Source organism: Collinsella sp. SGI.178, assembly GCF_050313495.1.
Taxonomy (GTDB): domain Bacteria; phylum Actinomycetota; class Coriobacteriia; order Coriobacteriales; family Coriobacteriaceae; genus Collinsella.
On record NZ_JBNPLM010000008.1, the window covers coordinates 49,900 to 72,416 of the forward strand.

Consider the following 22,517-nt stretch of genomic DNA (forward strand, 5'->3'; position numbering starts at 1 on the left):
CCGTCTTTTTCTATCGTTACTCGGTAAAGGCGTTACCGACGCTCTGACCGCCAACATACGTCTCGACGAGGGTGAGCTCATGGTCGAACACGACAAAGTCGGCGTCGCGACCCGGCATGATGCTGCCGCACTTATCCTCGATGTGTACGGAGCGTGCCGGCACCTCGGTTGCCATGCGAATGGCGATATCGGCACTGGCGATGCCCCAGTCGACGATGTTCTTGACGCCCTGGGCAAGCGTGAGCACCGAGCCGGCAATGCTCTTGCCGTCGGCGAGCCAGCACAGGTTGTCCTTCATGATGACGTCCATGCCGCCACTGGTATAGCTGCCCTCGGGCATGCCGCCACAACCCAGGCAGTCGGTGATGAGCACCGTATGCTGCCAGCCCTTTGCCTGCAGCAGCGCCTTGATAGCGCCAGGGTTTACGTGCTTGCCGTCACAGATGATCTCGGCGTAGGTCTCGGGCGTGGACATGGCAGCACCCACAACACCGGGCTCACGGTGATGCAGTCCGCGCTGGCCGTTATAGGTATGCGTAAAGCAGCTGGCACCGGCGTTGATGGCGGCGATGCACTCATCGTAGGTGGCGTCGGAGTGACCGATGCTGGTCACCACACCCTTGGCGTTCAGAGCAGCCGCATAAGCAGCGGCACCGTCGTGCTCGGCCGCCATGGCGCTCTTAACGATGCGACCGCCCGCAGCCTCCTGCCACTGATCGAAGACCTCCTCGGAGGGATCGATAAGATAAGCGGGGTTCTGCGCGCCCACGTGCTTCATGGTAAAGAAAGGGCCCTCCAGGTAGATGCCCTGAATGCGAGCACCGCAGAAGTCGGGGCCACGGCCCTCGTCCGCCTGAGCGATGGCGGCGCAGGCGTCCTTGATCTGCTCGACGCCATCGGTGAACGTCGTGGGCAGCCAGCTGGTGGTACCGCGACGGGCGAGCTCGGTCGAGCTGATATCGATGCCCTCGGGATCGTTATCGGTAGTCGAATGGTTATAGAAGCCATGGATGTGGGTGTCGACCATGCCCGGCGCGATCCACGATCCCGTGTAGTCCTTGATCTCGCAGGAGGGCTCGTCGGCCTGCCAAGCGCCAAAGACGCCGTCCTCGATCATAAGATAGCCGCCTTGTTGCGGGCCTGCCGGCAAGAAGAACTTGTCAGCCTTAATTGCGTACGTGCTCATATGTACTCCTCACTTCTAAAGCAGTTGACTGTGGTGATGTTTATACCCAGCTCGCGTAAAACAAAAAGCGCCCGCCCGCCGTTATGAGCGGACGGGCGCCCTTACAGGGGGACGCGATTAAGCAGTGAAGGGGTGAATCGTCACGCCCTTGACCACGCGGTTGACCGTGCCGGTGGGGCTCGGCGTGTCGGGCGTGTTGCCCACGCGCACGGAGTTAAGCAGGCTGATAGCCTGGGCAAACATCACGAACGGCAGAGCAAGGTAGCCCTCGGGAAGTGCCTCGTAGCCCTTAAAGGTGAAGGACTCACCCTCGTAGACAGTAGCGCCATCCTGCTGAACGGCAACGGTGTGCTGAGCGATCTCGTCGCCACCGATCTCGTTGAGGATGTCGATGTCGTACTGACGGGTGTAGGCGTCGTTGTTGACGAACACGAACACGAGGGTCTTATCGTCGACGAAGGACTTGGGTCCGTGACGATAGCCCATGGAGGTGTCATAGGAAGTAGCGACCAGACCGTGAGCGAGCTCGAGGATCTTGAGCTGGCTCTCCTGGGCAAGGCCACCGAAGGAGCCAGAACCCAAGTAGGTCACGCGGTTGAAGTCTCCAGCGAGGTAATCGGCGACCTCGGGCTCGCGGGAGATGACCTCCTCGCCCATCTTAGCGATGGTCTCGACCCACTCGGCCTTCTGCCCGTCAGAGGCAGTGTCGAAAATAAGGGTGGCGAGCAGGGTCATGCAGGAATAAGAACCGGTCATGGCGAAGCCCTTGTCGTTGGCGCGCGGAATGAGCAGCGTCAGCGCGTTGGGATCATCGGCAGACTCGACGGCGAGCTTGCCCTCGGGAGCGCAGGTGATGTTGAGGAATTTGACGTTGTGGACAAGCTCCTTGGCAACGGCAACGGCGGCAAGGCTCTCGGGGCTGTTGCCAGAGCGGGCAAAGGAAACCACGAGCGTGGGATCCTCGGCACGCAGGAAGTCGCGCGGGGCGCTCACGATGTCGGTCGTGGCGATGGGCTTAAAGTCGTAGAGATCAGTGTTGCCAGCGTGACGCAGGTACGGGGCGCAGGTATCGCCAACGTAGTCAGACGTACCGGCACCGGTGAAGACAACGGACAGACGGCCCTCGCCCATAGCGCGAGCCTCGGCCAGAAAGGCCTCGATGGTCTCCTTGTTCTCACGATAGATGTTGAGCGTATCACGCCAAAGCTCGGGCTGCTGAGCAATCTCGGCCGTGGTGATCTGGGCGCCGAGCTCGGTGAGCTCCTCGACACTCTTCTCGAACATTTCTAATACCTCTCTCTAGAAGTAATCCTCTGACGTGCAATTATACACTTCGGTTGGTTATCTGGTAGTAACCAGTTAAATGCAAGGAATCACCATATGGAAACGATGCGAACACTAGTTGCTACGCTGGTGGTAAACCTTGTATTTAAACTGATCGGCACGAGCAACCGAGAGCGTATACTCCACAACCTCGTTTGACTCGTTATACGTAGTCCTGACCAAATCGAGCACAGGCGACCCCTCGACAATTGCCAAAAGGTGGGCATCGGTGGGACGGGCTATGCTCGCATAGAACTCCTCTTCGGCCACGCGAATCTTTTGCTGAAAGTCCTGCTCAATCACATCGTAAAGCGGCTTACTCTCCAGCAGTGGTCGCTTTAGGGACAGAAATTGACGAACCGGCAGATAGCTGCGTTCGACCATCATGGGCATGTTGTCGGCAGAACGAAGGCGCTTGAGCTTAAAAATGCGATCACCGATATGCAATCCCATATGCTCGGCTAGATTCTTATCGGCCTCCATCTCACAAAACTCGAGAATCGTGGTCTCGGGGTCGCGACCCATCGCGCGCATCTGTTCGGTAAAGCTGTAGGACTGCATAAGATTGGTTGCCTTTGCCGAACGGTCGGTCACAAAGGTACCGCGACCGTGCTGCCGAACCACCAGTCCCAAACGCTCCAGTTCCTGCAGAGCCAGGCGTACCGTGGTGCGCGAGAGACCATAGCGCTCCGAAAGTTCGCGCTCGGAAGGAATCATGTCACCGGCGCGATATTCATGGTCAATCTTTTCGGTCAGAATATCGACCAGCTGATCGTACAGCGGTTGCTTACGCGCCCCGATCGCCATCCTATCCTCCCATTTTCTCAAACTCGGCTACTACCTTGGGTGGTTAACATTATCTGTCTGCCACATCCGAATCATCAAGAAAACAAAAGCCGCGCGCTCTTTCGAGCACGCGGCTTTTAACATACACATGGCTTAAGGGGTCGGGGTGTGAGCCGCGTAGGGACACACCCCTCAAGCTAGAGCCTTACCAGATGCTCGGCCAGAGACCAAGCGGGCCAGCGCCCAGGATGCCCAGGACGAAGAGCAGCAGAATGCCCTTGGTCGGGGTCCAGCTGTGCTTAGCGAACATGTAGTAAAGCAGCAGCGTAAGCATAAGCGGGACAAGCTTCGGGACGATGGTGTTGAGGGTATCGGCAACAGAGAAGTTGACCGGATCCTCGGTAACGGTGCCGTAGGTCACGGACTCCATGCCGTTGCCCAGATCGGTGACGCCGCACTCGACAGCGTTGCCGTCGGCATCGGAAGCGGTGAGGGCGTTGCCGTCCTTATCGGTCATGGCGATGGTACCGGCCTCAGCGGTCTCGGTATCGATGCCCTCCATACCGGTGAAGTTCTCGGCCTCCTTCTCGGAGACGATCACGGTAGTAGCGGAGAGGCCACGGGTGGTGCCGTTGGGAATCTGGAGGTTGATCTGGGTGCCACCCATGGTGACGACCAGGCAACCGACGACGAAGACGCCCATGATGGAAGCGGCGCGCGTGAAGGCCTGCATGTTGGCGGTCAGAGCGTCAATAGCGCTGGTGCCAAGCTTGTAGGACCAGTTCATGAGCCAGAAGCGCAGTGCGAACTGGACGGCGTTGAAGATCACCAGGAAGATGATCGGCGCAGCGGCGTTGCCGTTGATGGCCATGTTGGAGGTGATGCCAGCCGTGATAGGCACGAGCGTCAGCCAGAACAGGGCGTCACCGATACCACCGAGCGGGCCCATTGCGGCGACGCGGACGGCGCGAATCGTGGGGATGTCAACCTTGTTCTGCTCGAGCGAAAGCACGATGCCCATAACAAAGGTGACGAGGAACGGGTGAGTATTGAAGAACTCCAGGTTGTGGCTCATGGAAGCCGCGAGGTCGTTCTTGTTGGTGTGGATCTTCTCCAGACCGGGGATGATGGAGTAGAGCCAGCCAGCGGCCTGCATACGCTCGTAGTTGAACGAGGCCTGCAGGAAGCAGGAGCGCCAAGCCATCTTGTTGAGGGTCTTCTGGTCGAGCTGCGGAGCAGGAGTGAGATCCTCGTAGTGCTCCGGGATCACATACTCATTAGATGCCATCTTCGAAGTCACCTCCGTCAGAAACAGCTGCACCCTTCAGCTCGGTCTGCTGCTGGAAGTCCCAGAAAACGATGCCGAAGCCGATGAGAGCGAGGATGAGCAGGGCAGGAGTTGCCAGAGAATCGTTGGCAACGGTGATGATCGCGAGGCCAAAGCCCATGAGGAAGAAGCCCCACATGTCGCGGTTCATCATAACCTTGAGCAGGACGGCGAAGCCGACGAAGCGCATCATGCCGCCTGCAGCGGAGAGACCGGTCTGCAGCCAAGCCGGGATGGCGGAAGCGATGGTCTGACCGATGGTAGCGCCAGCGATGAAGAACAGGGTGACGACGATAGCGAAGATCAGGCCGAGCAGAGCCATGGCGAAGTAGTTCAGACGCTCGATACCCTTGGTGTCAGCGTTGTGAGCCATGTTGTCCGCGGAGGACATGAGCGGCGACATAAGCGTGAAGACCAGGGTAACGCCGAGCTGACCAAGCAGAGCGAACGGAATGGCAAGGCCGACTGCCGCGTTGGGCTCGAGGCCCGTGGCGATTGCGAGAATGGCTGCCATGATGCCGCCGATGACGGCGTTAGGCGGCTGAGCGCCTCCGATCGGCATGTTGCCGATCGTCATGAGCTGATAGGTACCACCCACGAGAAGACCGGTGTTGAGGTCGCCAAGGATAAGACCGATGACGGCGCCGGTGACGATGGGCTGATAGAGAGACTCGAGGAAGTTGAACTGGTCGATTGCCGCGACGAACGTGACGATGAAGACCAGAGCGACCTGGATGATCGAGTATTCCATCTTGCTCCTCCTTTCAAAATGCATGTACGCACTTTTGATATCACGTACAGAACGTCAGGGTTTCACTCCTGACAATGTGGATCACGAGGATTACGAGAAGAGCTTGCTCGTGTCCTCAACAGGCGTGCTCGGAACGCGCCTGATCTCCAGCTCCACCCCCAATTCCTGCAGCTCTTTAAACGCAGCGACATCCTCGTCGTTAACTGCGACGGAGGTGGCGACTTGGCGCTTTCCCTCCGACATGTGCATGTTGCCGATGTTTACCTTCTTTATAGGCACACCGCCCTTGACGAGCGTAAGCACGTCTTCCGGTGTTTCGGCCACGATGAAGATCTTCTGGCGCGGGCTCGCCTTGCCGATGACGTCGATGGTCTTCTGCAGAGAGAAGAAACGCGTAGCGACGCCGGCGGGAGCGGCCATCTTCATGAGGTTCTGGCGCATGGTATTGGTCGAAACGTCGTCGTTGGCGACGAGGATGAGGTTGGAGCCCAGAGTGGAGTTCCACTGGGTGGCAACCTGACCATGAATCAGTCGGTTATCGATGCGGGTAAGAAGAATGTTGGGTTCTGCCATGTTGATCAGCTTCCTTTCGCTATTTGCTGACGACAGTTACTTGATCTCCTGAATCGCGTAACGCGAAACATCTACGACGGCTCCGGATCGGACCTTGATCTGGACCTTCTCGCCTTCGATGCCCTTGACGGTTCCGTAGATACCGCCGGCGAAAAGAACCTCCTGACCCGGCTTGAGCTCGGTGTGCAGCTCCTTGAAGTACTTCTGCTTCTTCTTCATGTTGATTTGCGACCAGATGGTGTAAATCAAGCCCATGATGACAAGCAGGCCTAAAAGAGCGACCGAGGAGCTCAGGACGTTGGCTCCGAAATCGGCCATTAGATGCCGTCCTCGTCGCCGAAGATATCCTCTTCGTCGGAGCCGGCAACGGATGCGACCGTCTGGGCGGTGATGCCCGTCTGGCCAACGGTCACTGCCTGCTCGCCAAGCTCGGCGAGCGTGGCATTGCCGCGGAGGAACAGAAGCTCAATAACCATGGGGAGGTTAGTGCCGGTCAGAACCTCGACGTTGTCGACATCCTGGGCAATCATCATCGACTGGTTAAACGGGGTGCCGCCAAGCAGGTCGGTAAAGACGAGCACGCCATCGCACTCCTCGCGCATGGCGGTAATAGCGGCGCGGAGATCCTCGCCGTAGGAAGCAGCCTGATCGCCCTCAAAAGGAACGACGGTAAAAGCGGGCTGGTCACCGGCAACCATAGCGATAGCGCTTGCGAGACCGGGTGCGAACTGTCCATGACCGGTAAGAATAAAGCCAACCATTCAAATTTCCCTTCCGAAGGTGTGTACGATCTGAGTCCGATGATTTTCGGAAGCCAGCGGGCGCTCGCCCTTAAAGCTTCTTGGAAAGCGTTCTTTGAAGACCAGTGGTTTCTCAACTGGTAGTAACCACGTGACGTGTTGTTGTCACTATATCACCCCAGAAGAGGTCGCTTTCGTTGATTCATACAGTAAAACGTTTTTGCACCGCTCACGGTGATATTTCGACCGTTTACCGGTCGTTAACACATCTACCTGCGGTTTTGAAACCGTTTCGAAATGCTTTGGCAAAAGATCGGATCTTTTTTCCGTGTCTAAACAACGCAGGGCGGCTAAAAATGGCGTGTAGAAAAATTGCAGGTCATTGTGAAGATATGTGAATTGGTCTTTTTGACTTAATACCAGTCTGAACCAGTTTTGAGATTATCGGCGAACGGTCGTTTTCGACCGTTCACCGGTTACTTGCAATCGTTTGCAGTTGTTTTCCCAGATGAATTAGGGAGACCCGATGAAGCACGTGCGTGATCATTCAATCTGCCCTTTCCGTCTCAATAGATAGCCCTCCAACGCAAAAAGCCCCCTAGAACGATGTCCGTTCTAGGGGGCTTCATCAGATATTTCGGCTTCGTACTCGAAGGCTCAGGTAATCTTTACGCAAACAGGCCGTAGATGCTGATATTGGCCTTGGCGTAGAGGCCGTTGGCGTACTCGGTCCACTTGGAGCTGGCGTTCGAGGCCTGCGAAGAGTACTGCTGGTAGGCAGTGTAATAGGCGGTCATGGCCTGCTTATAGGTAGCGCTATCGGCCGTAAAGGCATCGTCGGCAAAAGCCTTAGCGTAGGTGCTATCGGCGTCCTTCCAGGTGCCCTTCTTGCTATCCCACTCGTCACCGGCAAGGTTGATGATGTAATCGGCGTAGTCCTTGCTCGCGGTGTCCTCGTTGCCGTCAGAAGGCTCGGTCGGAGCGATCGGCATGCTTGCGGAGCTATCGCCCACCTTCTTCTTGTAGAGCTTCTGCAGCGTCGCGGACTGGCGGACGATCTGCTTGGCCTGGTCCTTGGACACGCCATACTGCGTGGCCATGGTCTTGTAGTCCGAAGTGCCGATGGAATCCTCGGCGTACTCCTTCATCTCCTTAGAAGAGACGGTGATGCCCTCATCCTCGGCAGCGTCCAGCAGAATCTGGTTGCGCACGTAGGACAGGATAACGTCGGCAGAGGGAGCGGTGTAGTTGCCATCGCTATCCTTGACGGTATCAAGGCTGTACTGGCTCTCGATGGCCTCGCGCGCGGTGATGTCGCTCTTCTTGCCGTTGTAGCTGTAGCTTGCCACGGTCGAATCGAGCTGGTCCTCGGTGAGGGTCGCCGAGCCGACGCCCTTGCCGCCAAAACCACCGTTGCCGATAAAGAAGCCGACCACAGCAGCGATCACGATGGCGACCACAAAGGCGGCAATCATCGTCTTCTTGTGCTTGGATGCGCTGTCGTCCACGTCGGAGTCATCGTCCTCGTCCTGCTCCTCAGGCATGAGGTTCTCGTCGGCGGCATCCGCGGCAATCTGAGCCTCCAGGCGGGCGTCCTCCTCCTCGGCGGTCGTGCCGGCAGCAATGTGCTCGGCAGACGTACCTGCGACCAGATCGATCTTCTCGTCCTCGTCACCGTCGGGGCCTTCGCCGCGCTCGATGATCTGGATGCCGTCGATCTCGTCCTTCTCGTCCTTCTTTTGAATCAGACCCATATCAGTTACTCCTTGTTAAGAAACATAGTCCTCAATAGAATACGCCCGACAGAGCGCCGGGCGTATTCATTCTCAGGTTATCCGCAAACGTATAAGTACCGCTTAGGCGTTTGAAAGCCGTATCCCCTTAGGCAAGATGCGCGATAACGGCATCGGCAAAGGCCTGCGTGCCCACGGCGCCCTCAATGGAGCCGGTCTGGGCACGACGCACGTCACCGGTAACCTGCTCGCCCTCGTCGAGCGTGGCAGATACGGCGGCGCGAATGCGATTGGCAGCGTCGTTCTCGCCCAGATGATCGAGCATCATAGCCGCAGACAGAATCTCGGCCGTGGGGTTAGCGATATCCTGGCCAGCGATATCGGGCGCGGAGCCATGCGTGGCCTCAAAGATGGCACAGTCGGCTCCGATATTGGAGCCGGGGGCCATGCCAAGGCCGCCTACAAGACCGGCGCACAAGTCGCTGACGATATCGCCATACAAATTGGGCAGGACTAGAACATCGAAGTCGTTGGGGTTCTGAACCAGACCCATGCAGGTGGCGTCGACGATCTTGTCGTTGAACTCGATATCGGGATAGTTGGCAGCCACCTCGCGAGCCACGCGCAGGAACAGGCCGTCAGTCGCCTTCATGATGTTGGCCTTATGCACGGCCGTCACCTTTTTGCGGCCGCAGCGGCGAGCATACTCAAAGGCGTACTCCACAATACGGCGGCTCTTGGCGATGGAGATGGGCTTGATCGAGATGGCGGAATCCGCGGCGAAGGTTTTCTGACCCGAGCGCTCGACAAGCTGTGAAAGCTCCTCGACCTCGGCAGCGCCTTCGTCGAACTCAATACCAGCGTAGAGGTCCTCGGTGTTCTCGCGCACGATAACCAGGTCGACATCGCGGAAGCGCGAGCCATCGCCCGGTTGCGACAGGCAGGGGCGCACGCAGGCGTACAGATCGAAGTACTTACGCAGGGCAACGTTGACGCTGCGGAACCCCGTACCGACCGGCGTGGTGATGGGGCCCTTGATGGCAACTTTGGTCTGGGCGACGGCATCGAGCACATGCTGGGGCAGCGGCGTGCCAAACTCGTCCATGACGCCGGCACCGGCCTCCTGGACGTTCCAATTGATCTGGACACCGGCGGCCTCGACCACGCGGCGCATGGCCTGCGTAATCTCGGGACCGATACCGTCACCGGGAATCAGGACTACATCGTGCGCCATAATCTGTTACTCCTCGTCTTCGGCGTCGTCAGATTTTTTAACGCTAGCACGCTTCTTCTTTTTGGAGAGATCCAGGCCAAAACGTTTAACAAGCATTTCGCAAATCTCGCTCGAACGGGCCTTGAGATAGCTGCCCTTGCCGTTCTCGGCATCGAACTTAAGGCGCAGCGCAAGCTTCTCGGCGATCTCGGCATCGATCTCGCCTTTGCCAAACTCGTACAGGCAGCCGAGCATATCGCGATACTCGAGGTCACCGTGGTAGCACTGGATGGCCTCGTCCAGGATGGGCCAAGCCTCGCGCGAACGCTCGACGCTCGTGGCACCCCACACGCACAGCAGGCGGAAGGCGGCATAGCGCAGCGTGGAGGAAATCTCGTCAAACAGTGCGGTCTCGGCGCCCTCAAAGGCATCGCCCAGCTGGTCGGGGCAGGTGGTGGCGAGCGCCGCCAGGGCATCGAGGGCCTCCCAGCGAGTCTGAGCCTCGGGCCGGTCGAGCGCCTCGATCAGCGCGGGCACGCAGGGCACGACGCGCTGCGGGTCGCGCTCGGCAAGCAGGTGCAGCACGCGGGCGGCAAACTGGCGGATACGGCGCGTGGGGCAGCCGAGCTCCTGGACCAAGCGGTAGACGGTGTTCTCGTTCTCCTCTGCCAGCTGAAGCTGTGCCAGCTCCTCGTCGGTGAGCTGTTCGTCTTTGTTTTCTGCCATAGTTACCTCTTCTTACTATTTCTTAGTGTGCCTGCCAGCACCCTTGCTGTCATCGGTGACCGAGATGAGCTGTCGGTCAGCCGCGCCATTGCGACGCGCGCGGCGGCGCTCCTCGGCGTCTCCCGCGTCGGCGGCGGCGCGATGAGCCTGGTTGATGTTAAAGACCTCATCGTGCTTGCGCCACGGACCAACGGACTCGCCAAAGCTCATCTTAAGGCCGGCGATAAAGCCGCCAAGCCAGCCGATCGGCGCAAACTGCACCAGCGGGAACAGCGAGAACACCCAGGTCAGCAGGACGACTGCCGCCGCCCCTGCAAAGTTGGCAATCCAGTAGTCGCGCTTGGTGATGACGCGCTTTTCGCACGCCCACTGGCCGCACAAAAAGCCAATGTAGATCGCAAAGAGAAAGAGCACTAGTGCAAGCACCACGAACGTCCAGCTCATGGGCGCTACTCCTCGTGATGGTGGCCGCAGCAGCACTCGTGGCCGTCGTCATGGCCGTGGCCGCCGCAGCACTCGTGGTCCTCGCCATGGTGGTGGCCACAACCGCACTCGTGGTCGTCGCCATGCTCGCCGCAACCACAGCCTTCCTCGTGAGCACCATGCTCCTCGGGACGATACTGCGACCAGTCCAGACCGGCGGCAATGGCGTCGGCCTCCTCCTTATAGAGGACATTGATGGCCTGGGTACCCAGCTTGGCACCACCGATGGCGTCGAGCATGTCATAGAGCGTAAAGGCCACGTCGGCGCCGGGCAGCGCAAGCTCGCGGTCGTCGGCATAGGCGAGCGCCAAGCGCAGGTCCTTGATGAAGTGCTCCACCATAAAACCGGGCTTGTAGTCGCCGTCGAGCGCCTTGGGCGCCAAGCTCTCCATGGCACCGGACTTGCCGGTGCCGCCCAGGATCATCTGACGGGTCTTCTCCATATCAAGGCCGCTCAGCTCGGCAAACGCCAGCGCATCGGCCATGCCGACCATGCAGGCGCCCAGCGACACCTGGTTGGCGAGCTTGGCAGCCTGGCCCTTGCCGGCGCCGTCGAAGCAGCAGATGGTTGCCGCAAAGGTGGAAAGGATATCGCGGACCGGGGCAATGTCGTTCTCGGTAGCGCCCACGATAGCCGTAAGCGTGCCGGCGATAGCACCCGACTCGCCGCCGGTGACGGGGCAGTCAAACGCCATGCGGCCGGAAACCTGGGCGGCCTCGGCAATGTCGCGCGCCAGCTCGGGCGAGCTCGTGGTGAGGTCGATCAGGACCGCACCGGGCTTAGTGCACGCGAGCAGACCGTCGCCCGCCAGGTAGAGCTCCTCGACCTCGGAGGGATAGCCCACCATGGTAAAGACGACGTCGGCGTTCGCCGCGGCATCTGCCGGCGTATCGGCCCAGACGGCACCGCGCTCAACAAGCGCTGCAGCCTTGGACTTGGTGCGGTTGTTGACCGTGACGGGATAGCCAGCGTCCAGAATGTGGCCGGCGATAGGGGCACCCATGATTCCGGTGCCGATAAATGCGACAGAGAGCTTGTTTGCCATGAAACCTTTCCTTTTGGGTTGGGTGTTATTACCAGGTTGAATACTCGTTGCCAGCGTTTGGGCTGTGAGTCGAGGGCGATTACGGACGCAGCGCTTGTCTACTGGCCGCGCACGCGGCGGGCGATGCGGTCGGAAAGCGACGCCTTGTCGGTGCGGTTCTTGCCCCAAAACGCGCAGGCCACCATGCCGGGGCCCACGTGCGAGCCGATGGTGGGGCCCACGGAGCTGCGAATGATCGTGACGTCGGCGCAGCCCTCCTCCTTGCGGATGGCGGCTTCGAGCCAGTCACCGTCCTTTTCGGCATCGGCCGTCATGATGGCGATGGGCATGGTGCGATCGGGCACGTAGTTCTCGCGGAACGACTTGAGGATGGACTTGAGCGCCTTCTTGCGGCCGCGGTTGACGCCGATCAGCGACAGCGAGCCGGCAAGGTCGTAGGAGAGCTCGGGCTTGACGTCGAGCTTTGCCGTGAGCTGCGCCGCCGCGGGCGGAATGCGGCCGCCGGCAGCCAGCGCATCGAAGCTCTCGAGCGTAAAGTAGCCGTGCACGTAGGTCTTGGCCTCGTTTGCCCAATCGACCAGCTGCTTGGCAGTCAGTCCCGCCGAACGCTGGCGCACGGCCTCAAGCGCCAGGAGCTCGCCGGTCGCGCAGGGCAGAGCGTTGTCGACCACGTAGAGCTCAAAGTTGGGATACTCGGCGCGCACGGCATCTGCCGCCTGGCACGCAGAGTTGTAGCTCGACGACAGCGCCGAGGTAAAGCACAGGTAAACCGTGGGCGTGCCCTCTTTGGCGCACTCGGTAAAGAACTCGATATAGCGACCGAGCGACACAGCCGAGGTGGACACGCGGGCACCGGCGCGCATACGGTCGTAGAACTCCTTAGGGCTCATGCTCGACCAGATGTCGTCCGTGCGCTCCTTGCCATCGATAATGAAAGGGAAGCCCAAGATATCGACATCGAGGTTCGCGGCGACCTCGGGGTTAAAGTCGCAGCAGGTATCGACGACGATACGGCAACGGTCCGAATGACCGGCGGATGCGGCCTTGTCCATCAAAGCGACTCCTTACGTAAAAAAGGCGGCCACCCGCATGGGATGGCCGCCAACCGTTAACTCATGCAAGTTAACGTATTTTACTCGTCAAGTGTTTCGATGCGGGGCTTGATGATGCCATATCCACCATTCTTACGGTGATACACCACATTGATGAGGCCAGTCGTCGCGTTCTCGAACACGTAGAAGTCGTGGCCGAGCAGATCGGTCTGCACCAGCGCCTGCTCCTCAGTCATCGGGGTGACATCGATGACCTTCTCGCGGACGAGCAGGTCGTCGTCCTCCTCGGGCAGCAGCAGGTCGGCCAGATCCTCGACGCGCTCGACCGGTGCGACATCCGCGGCGCTGGCACCGCCCTGGCGGTTGTCCACAACCTTGGTCTTGAACTTGCGCAGCTGGCGGGTGACCTTATCGGCGGAGAGATCGATGGCGGCATACATATCTGCGCCGTGCTCGGCGACGCGAATCACAGAGCCGCGGGCACGAACCGTGACCTCGACGATTGCCGGGTTGGGGTTCGAGGGGTTCTTCTCATAACGAAGCACGACGTCGACTGTCATGGGCTCGATATCGAAAACCTTGAGCGCCTCGCCGATCTTCTCGTCCACATGCGCACGCAGAGCATCGGTTACCGTCGTCTTGCGTCCAGAAACCTTGATATCCATACGTGGCTCCAATCTGCCTCGGGGACTTACTGTACTGGCTATGTACCCATTGCCGTGCATTTAATCACCCGAATTCCCAAAGGCCCGAATAACGACTGCTTGATACCGCATACCGAAGTCTCGCACTTTTCCGCGGCAAAGTGCGCTATATGAGGGCGTCGGCGGAGTTGGTTTTTCTCCTGGAAATTGCCCTTGAGCTGCTGGTTTTATCAAAATTGAAAAGCCGGGCTCCCCTATGGGGGAGACCCGGCCATGCGTGTTGAAATCGTGAAGAAGCACCTTGTTCAATGTATGGCAGGCGCCACCCCTACCAATAACTAGCTATTGAGCTTGTTGATGTCATCGTCGGTGATGGCGCCCTCCTGGCTAGACGACGGGCTGTCGCCGTTGTTATCGGAGGTGTCGCCATCGGAGGACTCGGTCTCGTTGGACGTGGATTCGGATGCCTGCACATTGGCCCCCGAAACAGTCTTGGCGGTAAGGTCATAGGGCATTTGGCCGTACCAGACGCAGTGGACCGCCTCGAGCGTGCCGTCGACCGTGATGTCGTCGAGGGCATCGCCCACGGCACGGCACAGCTCATCGTTAGAGCTAAGGCCTGCGACGCCAAGCGTGGAGGGCGTCTCGAGCGTGCCGACACAGGAGATCTGGCTCATCAGGCGCGCGAGGTAACCACCGGCCGTGGAATCACAGATCACGTAATCGACCTCGCCCGACTCGAGTGCCTCGAAGCACTCGTTGATGTTGGAGAAGGTCTTTTGGTTGGCCGTGATGCCCTGTTTGGCGAGCGCTTCCTGCGAGGCCGAGAAGGTCTGAACGCCCAGGGTAGCGGTGTTAAGCGTTTCGGTGGAAACGCTCAACGACTCGCCGTCAGTGCTCTTGCCGAATACGGCGGGGGCGTCGTACAGACAGGTGCCAAGCGAGCTGATATCGCCGTCCGTAGAGCTGACGTCGCCAATGAAGATATCGGCCTTTTTATCGCTGAGCGCGGAATCGGCCGAGGACGCATCGACAAAGGCGACCTTGAGACCCATGCGGCATGCGAGGGCGCGAGCGGAATCGACCGCATAGCCCGTGAGGTTTCCGTCGGCATCCTGCATGGCTTGCGGGGCATCGGAAGTATCGAGGGCGACCGTCAGGGTTCCCGGCGTGACCAGGGCATCGTCCGATACCGTGGGGGTAACGGTCTCGCGCTCGATCTGGTCGATCGTGGGCGTCGTGAACGTGGACAGTGGATTGAACGCGCACCCACTCAGGCCCAAAACGGCAATGACCGCCGCGGTCCCAGCACCCAACCGAGCTGCATGCATCAAGCTGCCCCTCACCATGTCCGCTACCCTGCCTTCTGTGTCGTATACGATCCGTGCCCTGCACGGAATATCGGGTTGTTCCCACCAGCTGACCTGGTATTTGACCCCACACTTGCGCACCGGGGCGTTTGCTCGGGAGGCCGCAGCCACCTTCACGACTGGCCCGCTCGCCCGCGAGGCGGTATTGCCCCAAAGAAAGTAGAACGGACGGTGCGGCTTACATCTAGGACGCGCCATGATCGCGCCGCGCGCACGCGGTCGCTTACGTGGATCCCTTTGACCGCGTCTGTCTTGGACTTGGATGGGCGCATTGCCCGTCCGCAACCACAGCCTGGCGGGAACGTAGCGCATTATAGCTAAGTTCAAGCTAAAGTTTAAGGTTAGGTCGTCATTCGCACCGCGAGTACAGATTTCGCAGGTCGGAGCGGACCGTGCGTGTTCCCATGAAGCCCAGAGCTCCCCTACGGGGAGCTCCGGGGCGCCCGCCTCGGGGTGCCGTGGCCAAAAAATGGCAAATATGAGTACTGTTACCAATTTTGTAACAGGCAATTTTGGCCTCTCGGACAGATTTTGCGCTCAGTGTCGCCAACCTGATGCTTAGTTATTCTACATTTGTTTATTATCTTTTTACTTTACGACGCCGCCGAGTCCTAAATTCCTTGATTTTGCTGTTACTGATTTAGTGACAGTACTCATATTTGCCATATTTTGGCCAGGGCATATGATTAACCCCCTATTTTCGACGCGAATTATACCGGCTTAAGCCCAAAACACGCCCGCAGCGTGTTAAGCAACGCCTCTTGCTTCTTCCTGCGAGCATCGACACGATTCCGGTACCGCTTTCGCATACGCTGGTGGATGCGCCATGCGAGTGCCTCCATTGCCTCCATGTCGCAAAGTATCTCGTTATTGACCGTCGCGACCTCGACTCCCATAGTAATCAAGCCCGTGTTGCGTTTTTCATCATGGACACGTCCCCTTCGAGAGGAATGACCAAGCTCACCGTTGTATTCCAGGTCAAACCGGGCTGTTTCCTGATACGCATCGCAAACTGCATACGGCATCCCCGAGATTGCCTGCGCGCGGTCATCGAACTCGATCTTGTAGTCGGTCTTAAAGGGACCGCAGGCAAATCCGCCATAGGAAAACGGAAGCGAAAACATGGCAAGCATGATGCACTCCAGGGGTGAGCGCAGGTTTTCTGACAGGTAGGGACACAGGCGTAGCAGTTGTTTGGCCGCACTCCCCTTGCATGCCGCAAGGTAATCTGCCAGGCGATCGGGCGTCAACACCGGCTCGACTTCAAAGTAGCCCACGTCTGCCGGTTGGTCCTTGTCCTTTGCAAGTCTATTCGCAACAGGCGAAGTATAGGGAGGTAGATACTTCCCGCGATCGCTTAGTGAAATCTTGGAACACAGTTCCTGGGCCAGGGCAAACGCCTGGATACAGCCGACCTCGCGGGCGACGGCAACACAAAGGGCCTCGGGAGATAGGCTGTACACCCCCGGTTCCACCTCTAGAATCGAGCCGACAGGCAACCCGGAGCACACGGACCAGCCCACGCCAGGCATGCGGCGGCGCTGCGCCGCAGATCCCACCAGCAAGCACAGATCTTCTTGCACCTCGCCGCTTTTGGCTCCAATTCGCACCAGGTCGGGAAGATAGATATCCTCGGTCGAAGGCGATGACGCACACAGCACGCGGCGCTCCTCCTCGGGCTCAAGGTCCTTCCAGCCGATGTAGCCCATCTGCCGGCGCTCGGCTCGAATCATACGCAACGCCGAGGCGCCCGTCAGGATCACGGAAGCCGCTAGCTGCTCTTTTGTCGGTTTGTCACACTGCCTGATTGTTACCGCCACACGAATCACCCCTACCAAACGCGTGCGATAGCGAGGCCATCGACGGCTTTGGCGCCGGCGCGCTTAAGCTCCGCCGAGGCCGCTGCCATTGTCGCGCCCGTGGTAATGACATCGTCGATGAGCAGCAGACGGCAGCCACGTACATCCTCGACCGTCTCGTACATGTCCCGGGCATGTTCCCGGCGCTCGGCGCGACCGAGTTCGCGCTGGTCGCCATGACCGTATTTGACCAAGGCGTCCAACAATGGCACGCCCGAAAGATCGCAAAACGAGCGCGCGATTGCTTCCATGTGATCAAAACCACGCCGCCGAAACGCCGCCGCAGTCGCGGGCACAAATACCACCGCGTCGACACCGGACAGCACGCCGCCGTAACGGTCGGGGGCTGCTACCTGGGCATGCAAGGCGGTGTCGTAGAGCAGCTCTGCCAGATACGGTGCCAGACGGCGCTCGCCCGCATCCTTGTATGCCTTGATGATGCGCGGCAACGGATGTGCATAGACAGCGCACACCAGGCAGCGATCGAGGGCCTTAGCCACCGTCGAAGACGCACCCTCGACCGAGCACTCGGTACACAGCAGGTCTCCAAACGGAGCGCCGCACCTCGTGCAGCTGTGGCGCGGATCGACAAGCGTGAGCGACGCCAGGCATTCCCGACAAATAAGCGCACCGGCACGCTCGCAACCGGCGCATCGCGTGGGCGAAAGAACCTCGAGTGCCTCATGCGCCGCGCGCTCGGCAAACGGTAGCAATTCATCCGCTAACGGCAAGATGCCGGCACTCCGTAAGCGGCTCAAACCATTCAGACAGTTATTAATGACAAAACCCTCCCTACGCTTGGGCGAAGGGAGGGTTGTCGATTCAGTGCCATGATACCCCGTTGCACTTGGGGTCAGACAAGTCGAATCCGCTTGCGGGCGCTATTCGCCGGCAGGCGGTTGCGGTGCGGACGAGGTGTGGGTCGAGCCTTCGCCACCATCCTGGCGCGGCTTGCGGGAACGGCGACGGCGGCGGCGCTTCTGACTCTGGTCGGCCGAACCCTCGCCACTGCGATCCTCACGCGGTTCGCGCTCGTCGCGAGCACCGCCGCGCGAAGCCTTGGCGGCAGCTCCTCCGCCATCGCCGGGGCGACGGCGCGTGACCTTGACTTCACCATCCGAAACCTGATCGGCCACAGAAGGAACCGAGGGTTTCTGCTGCGTGCCCGAGGAATGGCGACGGCGCGGACGCGGCGCGCGCTCCTCCTCGCCACGTGGCCTGCCAGCCTTGTCGGCAGGCGCGTCGGAGGCCGAGGCACCCTTGGGAGCGGCACCGGCCTCGCGAGCGGCTGCGGCGCGGAAGGCGTCCTCGCGCTCCTCGCTCGACAGGTGGCGGCGACGACGGCGCGTGGGGTTCATGCCGCCGCCGCGGTTTTGCTGCTGGGGCTGCTGAGCCTCGCGCTCGCGAGAGGCGTTCTTGCCCGCGGTCTCGCCGTTGTCGACGGACGCCGCGCGCTTGCGGCGGCGACGGCCGCCGGCCGCCTCCTCGGCCTCGGACGCCTCGGCCTTGCCGCGGCCCTTTCCGCGGCCACGACCCTCGCCCTGGCCCTGACCGGCACAAGCATCGGATTCGGCATCGCGACGACGGCGCTTGGGCATCGACGTGCCGGCCAGACGGTCGGCACTCGACAGGCCATCGCCCACGTCGACGCCGTTCTCGCGATCGAGCTCCATGAGCGCCAGGCGCATCTCGGGCGACTCGATGCGCTCGAGCACATCGCGCGTCACGCAGTCGGGGCGGCAGCTGCAGCCCTGCTCGGCGGCCTTCTTTTTGCAGCCCTCCGAGCACGTCATATCGGCCAAGTTGACCTTAAAGACTTTACCGTTCTCTAGGCGCAGCACCAGCTGCTCACGCGGCGTGTCATATTCCTGGATACGCGCCTTGCCGAGCGGCGTATCGATGAGCGTCTTCTTTTTGGGCGCACGGCTCTTAAAGTCCTTGTACGCCTCGAACTCATAGCGCAGGCAGCACATCAGGCGGCCGCACACGCCGCTGATCTTAGACGAATTGAGCGGCAGGTCCTGCTCTTTTGCCATGCGAATCGAGACGGGCTCAAACTGTCCGCCAAAGCGCGTGCAGCAGAGCTCCTGTCCGCATTGGGCATAGCCGCCCACCAAGCGAGTCTCGTCGCGCACGCCAATCTGGCGCATGTCAACGCGAATGTGCAGCGTCGAGGACAGGTCCTTGACGAGCTGACGAAAATCGACGCGCTCCTCGGCCGCAAAGTAGAACACGGCTTTCTCGCCGCCAAACAGGTATTCGACACCCACCGGCTTCATCTCGAGGTCGAGATCTTTGACCAGACGGCGGAAATCGACCATGGCCTCATCGCCCTGGATGGCCAGGTCGTCGGCAAGCTGCAGATCGATATCGCTCGCCACACGCAGCACGGGCTTGAGCGGCTGACCGATCTCGTCTTGCGGCACCTCGAAGGGATCGGCCGTGACCAGGCCGATCTCGGTTCCGCGCTCGGTGGAGCAAATGGCATAATCGGCCTCGAGGATATCCAGATCCTGCGGGTCAAACCACAGGTCGCGCGAGGCGTAGGTAAACTTAACGGGTACGACTAACGGCATTTCAGTGCCTTCCTGATATCGAACAGCATGACCTCGATGGCCAGCTGGGGAGTAACGTTTCTGGCAATGTTGCGCTCGGCGGTCGCGACCGCCTCGAGCGCCCGGGTGGCACCCGCAACATTCGTCGCGGCGGCAAGCCGCCCGATCGTGTCGCGCACGTCCTCGTTCACAATGTCTGCCGCCTCATCCTGAAGCGTCAGCAGCACGTCGCGCATGAGCGTCCGCGCGCTCGCCAGCGCTTCCATGATACCCGAACGCTCGCGCGCGTTGAGTTCGCGCTTGTTGCGGTCCTCAAGCTGCTTCAATGCTCCACGCGACAGATAATCGGCGTTTTGCTCGAGCACCTTTTCCTGCGTGGACTTGACCTCGGCGAGCGGAGCCTTAACGGCGACGATGAGCGACTTGGCGCGGCTGAGTACATCGGCCTCGTCGGCGGCGATGAGCGAATCGATGGCGCGGATCATCTGGCGGCGAGCATCCTGGCGCTCGGCGCTCTTAAGGAACTCGATGCCGCGCGTAGGGCTCCCCGCCACGGCGACCGCCATGCGACAGCGTGCGAGATCCTGGCCCGTCGCGCGGCTCACGGCCTTCGTGGCCACGGCGGGCGACACCAGCCGAAACGGCACGCACTGGCAGCGGCTCACGATGGTGGGCAACATCACGTCTGCCGAGGTGCCCAGCAAGATAAACATAACGCCCTCGGGCGGCTCCTCGAGCGTCTTGAGCAGTGCGTTGGCGGTGTTGGCGCGCAGCTGCTCGGCACGGTCGATGATGTAGACCTTGGCCTTGGCACGGATGGGCGCCAGCGGCACGTCGTCGAGCAGCTCGCGGGTCTGGGCGATGAGGTAGCCCGTGGCGCTCTCGGGCGTGTAATAGTGCACGTCGGGGTGCGTATGGCGGGCGACACGCACACAGCTATCGCATGAGCCGCAGCCGTCCTGCTCGCACAGGAAGGCTTGGGCGAGCGCCCAGGCGGCATCGAGCTTGCCGGCACCGGGAGCGCCCAAAAACAGGTAGGCGTGCGATGCGCGGCCGCTGGCGACGGCGTTGGTCAAAAAATCGCGTACGCGCTCTTGGGTGTCGAGCTTGGCCAGCAAGCTTGCCTGAGCGGGGGCCATGTTACTCGGCCTCCTGGGCAAGCGTGGCGGTGACGGCGTCCTGGGAAATGTCGAGACCGTACGCGCGAACCTGCTCGACCGTCTGCGCGAAGACGTCCTCGATGGAAGCGGTGGCGTCGATGAGCTTCACGCGATCTGGCTCCTCGGCGGCAATGGCACTAAATCCCTGGTAAACGCGCTCCTGGAACACCATGCCCTTGGCCTCCATGCGGTCGACCGCACCACGGGCGGACATGCGCAGCGCCGCCTGCTCGGGCGTGATGTGATAGACGAGCGTGAGCGCCGGGTGCGTCCCCGCGACAGCAAGGTTGTTGGCGTCGCGTACCATCTGGCGATCGAGGCCGTCGGCAAACGCCTGGTAGCAGGTCGTGGAATCATAGAAGCGGTCACACAGGACCACCTTGCCGGCCGCAAGGGCGGGAGCTATGACCTCGTGCACCAGCTGGGCGCGCGCGGCCTCGTAGAGCAGCAGCTCGCAGGTATCCCCCATCGCCGTATTGGCGGGGTCGAGCAGCAGGGCACGGATCTTTTCACTAATGGCGGTACCACCCGGCTCACGCAGGGTCACGACCTGGTAGCCAGCGAGCTCGAGCGCTCGGGCCAGCAGGCGCGCCTGCGTGGACTTACCGGCACCATCGACGCCCTCGAGCGTGATAAAGCTATGTTGAGCGGGCTCAAAAGCCATGGGCGCAGTCCCTTCCTACAAGGCGCGTAAATGCAGATATATCAACCAAATCATGATACCCCAGGGGCAGGCGCACCCCAAATCCAACCTAGTCATTGGGGACGTTCTTAATTGACTGGTCGTTTAAGAACGTCCCCAATGACTAAAGGTGCCTTTCCAAAGTTGCGGTGAAATAGGGACTGACTGAAGCTCTAAGACCGCCAAACAGTCCCTATTTCACCGCAACTTATGATGGGGAATTTTGGATGCTTGGTATAATCGTCGTATGGCATTGAAATGTGGCGAAAGGAGTGGCAATGTCTCGGTATTGCGCCTCGTGCGGCAAGCTTCTTGCAGATAATGCCAAGTTCTGCACCTCGTGCGGTGCACCCGTTGAGCAAACAGCCGCGAGCGATAGCCAGCCCGCTTTTGAGCAGACCGGGCCCCTTGATACGCCGCAAGCCAAGGCGGACGATCCCCTCGCTTATCGCCCCGACCCCGCCGCAAGCCCCGCGGCCGTCGAGACCACACAGTGCATACCCGTCGCAAGCGGCTCGCCCCAACAGCAGCCGGCTCCCGCATACGCGCCTGCTTCGCCACAGACCCCCGCTCCCAAAAAGAGCGGCACCGGGGCGCTTGTCGCCGTTATCGTTGCGCTGGTGGCAATCATCATCGCCCTGGTCATCTTCTTTGTGATCAAACCGTTCGACAACTCTGCCACGCAGACGACTGCCGAGGTTACCAAGCTGCACCACGATGTTGACGATGATGACCTCAAGCCTCTCGGCGACCCCAATAGCCTTTACGACGATGACGATGACGACGAGGACGAGGCTGGCGGCGAAGCAACCCTCTCCGAGCAGAACCTCTACCGTCGCCTGAGCGAATACTACGACCTGCTCGAGGACCTCGATAGCCAGGTCCGCGCCTGCGCGCAGGCCTTCAATGGTAGCTATCTGGAAGAAGATCGCACCACCCGTCAAAATCTCGCCGACGTCGCCGAGCGCACGGAGGAGACCATCGAGCAGTATTACGATATCGTCGAGGACCTGGACGTCCCCATGAGCTCCAAGAACTACCACTCCTGGAAAGACATCATTGCCCTGTATGACGACCTTGATCACCGCATCGACGCGATCTGCGATGCCTGGGAGATCAGTCTAAAGTACGCAAAGCCCTCGGACCATAAGGACGAAATCGTGGCGCCGCTGGCACGCGACAACGAGCCGGGAACCAGCAGCAACAAGTATCGCTTGGACTTTGAGGACCGCTATCCCAGCGCCAAACCCGTCGAGGTGAACTAGCGTTTTGTCGTTCCCGAGCTGGCAGTTGGGGACGTTCCTAAAC

22 protein-coding genes are annotated in these 22,517 nt (G+C 60.2%); 1 reads left to right on the top strand and 21 read right to left on the bottom strand.

From position 1 onward, the window contains the following. Nucleotides 1–16: 16 nt before the first annotated feature. From nagA to tmk, 21 genes are all read right to left on the bottom strand, one after another. Nucleotides 17–1,186 carry an N-acetylglucosamine-6-phosphate deacetylase gene (gene nagA / locus ACQRAQ_RS03930; protein ID WP_427794003.1) on the bottom strand — a complete coding sequence of 390 codons (1,170 nt, stop codon included), beginning with the start codon at nt 1,184–1,186 and terminating at the stop codon, nt 17–19. A gap of 117 nt (nt 1,187–1,303) precedes the next feature. Then, a complete protein-coding gene (gene agaS / locus ACQRAQ_RS03935; RefSeq protein WP_427794004.1) occupies nt 1,304–2,470 on the bottom strand; it encodes an SIS domain-containing protein in 1,167 nt (388 codons plus the stop codon). Nucleotides 2,471–2,584: 114 nt separating this feature from the next. After that, nucleotides 2,585–3,316 carry a GntR family transcriptional regulator gene (locus ACQRAQ_RS03940; protein WP_427794005.1) on the bottom strand — a complete coding sequence of 244 codons (732 nt, stop codon included), beginning with the start codon at nt 3,314–3,316 and terminating at the stop codon, nt 2,585–2,587. 184 nt (nt 3,317–3,500) lie between these two features. Then, nucleotides 3,501–4,583 (bottom strand): PTS system mannose/fructose/sorbose family transporter subunit IID, encoded by a 1,083-nt coding sequence (locus ACQRAQ_RS03945; protein ID WP_138374505.1) that lies wholly within the window; start codon nt 4,581–4,583, stop codon nt 3,501–3,503. Continuing rightward, entirely contained in the window at nt 4,573–5,373 is an 801-nt protein-coding gene (locus tag ACQRAQ_RS03950; RefSeq protein ID WP_427794006.1) for a PTS mannose/fructose/sorbose/N-acetylgalactosamine transporter subunit IIC, read from the bottom strand. Before ACQRAQ_RS03950 ends, ACQRAQ_RS03945 begins: the two co-directional genes overlap by 11 nt. Before the next feature lie 90 nt (nt 5,374–5,463). Then, nucleotides 5,464–5,946, bottom strand: coding sequence for a PTS N-acetylgalactosamine transporter subunit IIB (agaV, locus tag ACQRAQ_RS03955; protein ID WP_154514998.1), 483 nt, complete (start codon nt 5,944–5,946; stop codon nt 5,464–5,466). Nucleotides 5,947–5,982: 36 nt separating this feature from the next. Then, complete coding sequence (yajC, locus tag ACQRAQ_RS03960; protein WP_022094612.1) at nt 5,983–6,264, bottom strand: preprotein translocase subunit YajC; 282 nt, start codon at nt 6,262–6,264, stop codon at nt 5,983–5,985. After that, the gene (locus ACQRAQ_RS03965; RefSeq protein WP_117743271.1) at nt 6,264–6,707 is read right to left on the bottom strand and encodes a PTS fructose transporter subunit IIA; all 444 of its coding nucleotides are present in this window, start codon (nt 6,705–6,707) and stop codon (nt 6,264–6,266) included. Before ACQRAQ_RS03965 ends, yajC begins: the two co-directional genes overlap by 1 nt. Nucleotides 6,708–7,354: 647 nt before the next feature. Beyond that, nucleotides 7,355–8,440, bottom strand: a complete 1,086-nt coding sequence (locus ACQRAQ_RS03970; RefSeq protein WP_427794007.1) for a hypothetical protein — start codon at nt 8,438–8,440, stop codon at nt 7,355–7,357. A gap of 127 nt (nt 8,441–8,567) precedes the next feature. Further along, the gene (locus tag ACQRAQ_RS03975; RefSeq protein WP_427728602.1) at nt 8,568–9,653 is read right to left on the bottom strand and encodes an isocitrate/isopropylmalate dehydrogenase family protein; all 1,086 of its coding nucleotides are present in this window, start codon (nt 9,651–9,653) and stop codon (nt 8,568–8,570) included. Between the two features lie 6 nt (nt 9,654–9,659). Then, nucleotides 9,660–10,358: a hypothetical protein gene (locus ACQRAQ_RS03980; protein WP_427794008.1), complete on the bottom strand. Its 699-nt coding sequence runs from the start codon at nt 10,356–10,358 to the stop codon at nt 9,660–9,662. 15 nt (nt 10,359–10,373) lie between these two features. Continuing rightward, nucleotides 10,374–10,802, bottom strand: a complete 429-nt coding sequence (locus tag ACQRAQ_RS03985; RefSeq protein ID WP_427794009.1) for a hypothetical protein — start codon at nt 10,800–10,802, stop codon at nt 10,374–10,376. 5 nt (nt 10,803–10,807) lie between these two features. Then, nucleotides 10,808–11,887 (bottom strand): NAD(P)-binding domain-containing protein, encoded by a 1,080-nt coding sequence (locus ACQRAQ_RS03990; protein ID WP_427718955.1) that lies wholly within the window; start codon nt 11,885–11,887, stop codon nt 10,808–10,810. A gap of 98 nt (nt 11,888–11,985) precedes the next feature. Then, nucleotides 11,986–12,939, bottom strand: a complete 954-nt coding sequence (locus tag ACQRAQ_RS03995) for a DegV family protein (RefSeq protein WP_427794010.1) — start codon at nt 12,937–12,939, stop codon at nt 11,986–11,988. 80 nt (nt 12,940–13,019) lie between these two features. Then, entirely contained in the window at nt 13,020–13,604 is a 585-nt protein-coding gene (gene hpf / locus ACQRAQ_RS04000; protein WP_055285508.1) for a ribosome hibernation-promoting factor, HPF/YfiA family, read from the bottom strand. A gap of 317 nt (nt 13,605–13,921) precedes the next feature. Continuing rightward, nucleotides 13,922–14,914 carry a substrate-binding periplasmic protein gene (locus ACQRAQ_RS04005; protein WP_427794017.1) on the bottom strand — a complete coding sequence of 331 codons (993 nt, stop codon included), beginning with the start codon at nt 14,912–14,914 and terminating at the stop codon, nt 13,922–13,924. Nucleotides 14,915–15,663: 749 nt separating this feature from the next. Next, on the bottom strand, nt 15,664–16,773 hold the full coding sequence (locus ACQRAQ_RS04010) for a hypothetical protein (protein ID WP_427794011.1): 1,110 nt from the start codon (nt 16,771–16,773) through the stop codon (nt 15,664–15,666). Between the two features lie 11 nt (nt 16,774–16,784). Further along, nucleotides 16,785–17,543: a ComF family protein gene (locus ACQRAQ_RS04015; protein ID WP_427794012.1), complete on the bottom strand. Its 759-nt coding sequence runs from the start codon at nt 17,541–17,543 to the stop codon at nt 16,785–16,787. A 150-nt stretch (nt 17,544–17,693) separates the two neighbouring features. Beyond that, entirely contained in the window at nt 17,694–19,388 is a 1,695-nt protein-coding gene (locus tag ACQRAQ_RS04020; RefSeq protein WP_427718946.1) for a PSP1 domain-containing protein, read from the bottom strand. Beyond that, on the bottom strand, nt 19,379–20,506 hold the full coding sequence (locus tag ACQRAQ_RS04025; RefSeq protein ID WP_427794013.1) for an ATP-binding protein: 1,128 nt from the start codon (nt 20,504–20,506) through the stop codon (nt 19,379–19,381). Before ACQRAQ_RS04025 ends, ACQRAQ_RS04020 begins: the two co-directional genes overlap by 10 nt. Nucleotide 20,507: 1 nt before the next feature. Next, on the bottom strand, nt 20,508–21,191 hold the full coding sequence (gene tmk / locus ACQRAQ_RS04030; protein ID WP_427794014.1) for a dTMP kinase: 684 nt from the start codon (nt 21,189–21,191) through the stop codon (nt 20,508–20,510). 296 nt (nt 21,192–21,487) lie between these two features. Between tmk and ACQRAQ_RS04035 the strand changes: the two genes are divergently transcribed. Continuing rightward, nucleotides 21,488–22,474 (top strand): zinc-ribbon domain-containing protein, encoded by a 987-nt coding sequence (locus ACQRAQ_RS04035; protein ID WP_427794015.1) that lies wholly within the window; start codon nt 21,488–21,490, stop codon nt 22,472–22,474. Nucleotides 22,475–22,517: the final 43 nt, after the last annotated feature.

Bases quoted from the DNA above. Each gene is read 5' to 3' on its own strand.
- yajC (WP_022094612.1), bottom strand. From the start codon at position 6,264: ATGGCCGATTTCGGAGCCAACGTCCTGAGCTCCTCGGTCGCTCTTTTA.
- ACQRAQ_RS04020 (WP_427718946.1), bottom strand. From the start codon at position 19,388: ATGCCGTTAGTCGTACCCGTTAAGTTTACCTACGCCTCGCGCGACCTG.
- hpf (WP_055285508.1), bottom strand. From the start codon at position 13,604: ATGGATATCAAGGTTTCTGGACGCAAGACGACGGTAACCGATGCTCTG.
- ACQRAQ_RS03965 (WP_117743271.1), bottom strand. From the start codon at position 6,707: ATGGTTGGCTTTATTCTTACCGGTCATGGACAGTTCGCACCCGGTCTC.
- ACQRAQ_RS03950 (WP_427794006.1), bottom strand. From the start codon at position 5,373: ATGGAATACTCGATCATCCAGGTCGCTCTGGTCTTCATCGTCACGTTC.
- tmk (WP_427794014.1), bottom strand. From the start codon at position 21,191: ATGGCTTTTGAGCCCGCTCAACATAGCTTTATCACGCTCGAGGGCGTC.
- ACQRAQ_RS03995 (WP_427794010.1), bottom strand. From the start codon at position 12,939: ATGGACAAGGCCGCATCCGCCGGTCATTCGGACCGTTGCCGTATCGTC.
- ACQRAQ_RS03945 (WP_138374505.1), bottom strand. From the start codon at position 4,583: ATGGCATCTAATGAGTATGTGATCCCGGAGCACTACGAGGATCTCACT.
- ACQRAQ_RS04005 (WP_427794017.1), bottom strand. From the start codon at position 14,914: ATGCATGCAGCTCGGTTGGGTGCTGGGACCGCGGCGGTCATTGCCGTT.
- agaV (WP_154514998.1), bottom strand. From the start codon at position 5,946: ATGGCAGAACCCAACATTCTTCTTACCCGCATCGATAACCGACTGATT.
- ACQRAQ_RS03970 (WP_427794007.1), bottom strand. From the start codon at position 8,440: ATGGGTCTGATTCAAAAGAAGGACGAGAAGGACGAGATCGACGGCATC.
- ACQRAQ_RS04025 (WP_427794013.1), bottom strand. From the start codon at position 20,506: ATGGCCCCCGCTCAGGCAAGCTTGCTGGCCAAGCTCGACACCCAAGAG.
- ACQRAQ_RS03975 (WP_427728602.1), bottom strand. From the start codon at position 9,653: ATGGCGCACGATGTAGTCCTGATTCCCGGTGACGGTATCGGTCCCGAG.
- ACQRAQ_RS04035 (WP_427794015.1), top strand. From the start codon at position 21,488: ATGTCTCGGTATTGCGCCTCGTGCGGCAAGCTTCTTGCAGATAATGCC.
- nagA (WP_427794003.1), bottom strand. From the start codon at position 1,186: ATGAGCACGTACGCAATTAAGGCTGACAAGTTCTTCTTGCCGGCAGGC.
- ACQRAQ_RS03980 (WP_427794008.1), bottom strand. From the start codon at position 10,358: ATGGCAGAAAACAAAGACGAACAGCTCACCGACGAGGAGCTGGCACAG.
- ACQRAQ_RS03940 (WP_427794005.1), bottom strand. From the start codon at position 3,316: ATGGCGATCGGGGCGCGTAAGCAACCGCTGTACGATCAGCTGGTCGAT.
- ACQRAQ_RS03985 (WP_427794009.1), bottom strand. From the start codon at position 10,802: ATGAGCTGGACGTTCGTGGTGCTTGCACTAGTGCTCTTTCTCTTTGCG.
- agaS (WP_427794004.1), bottom strand. From the start codon at position 2,470: ATGTTCGAGAAGAGTGTCGAGGAGCTCACCGAGCTCGGCGCCCAGATC.
- ACQRAQ_RS03990 (WP_427718955.1), bottom strand. From the start codon at position 11,887: ATGGCAAACAAGCTCTCTGTCGCATTTATCGGCACCGGAATCATGGGT.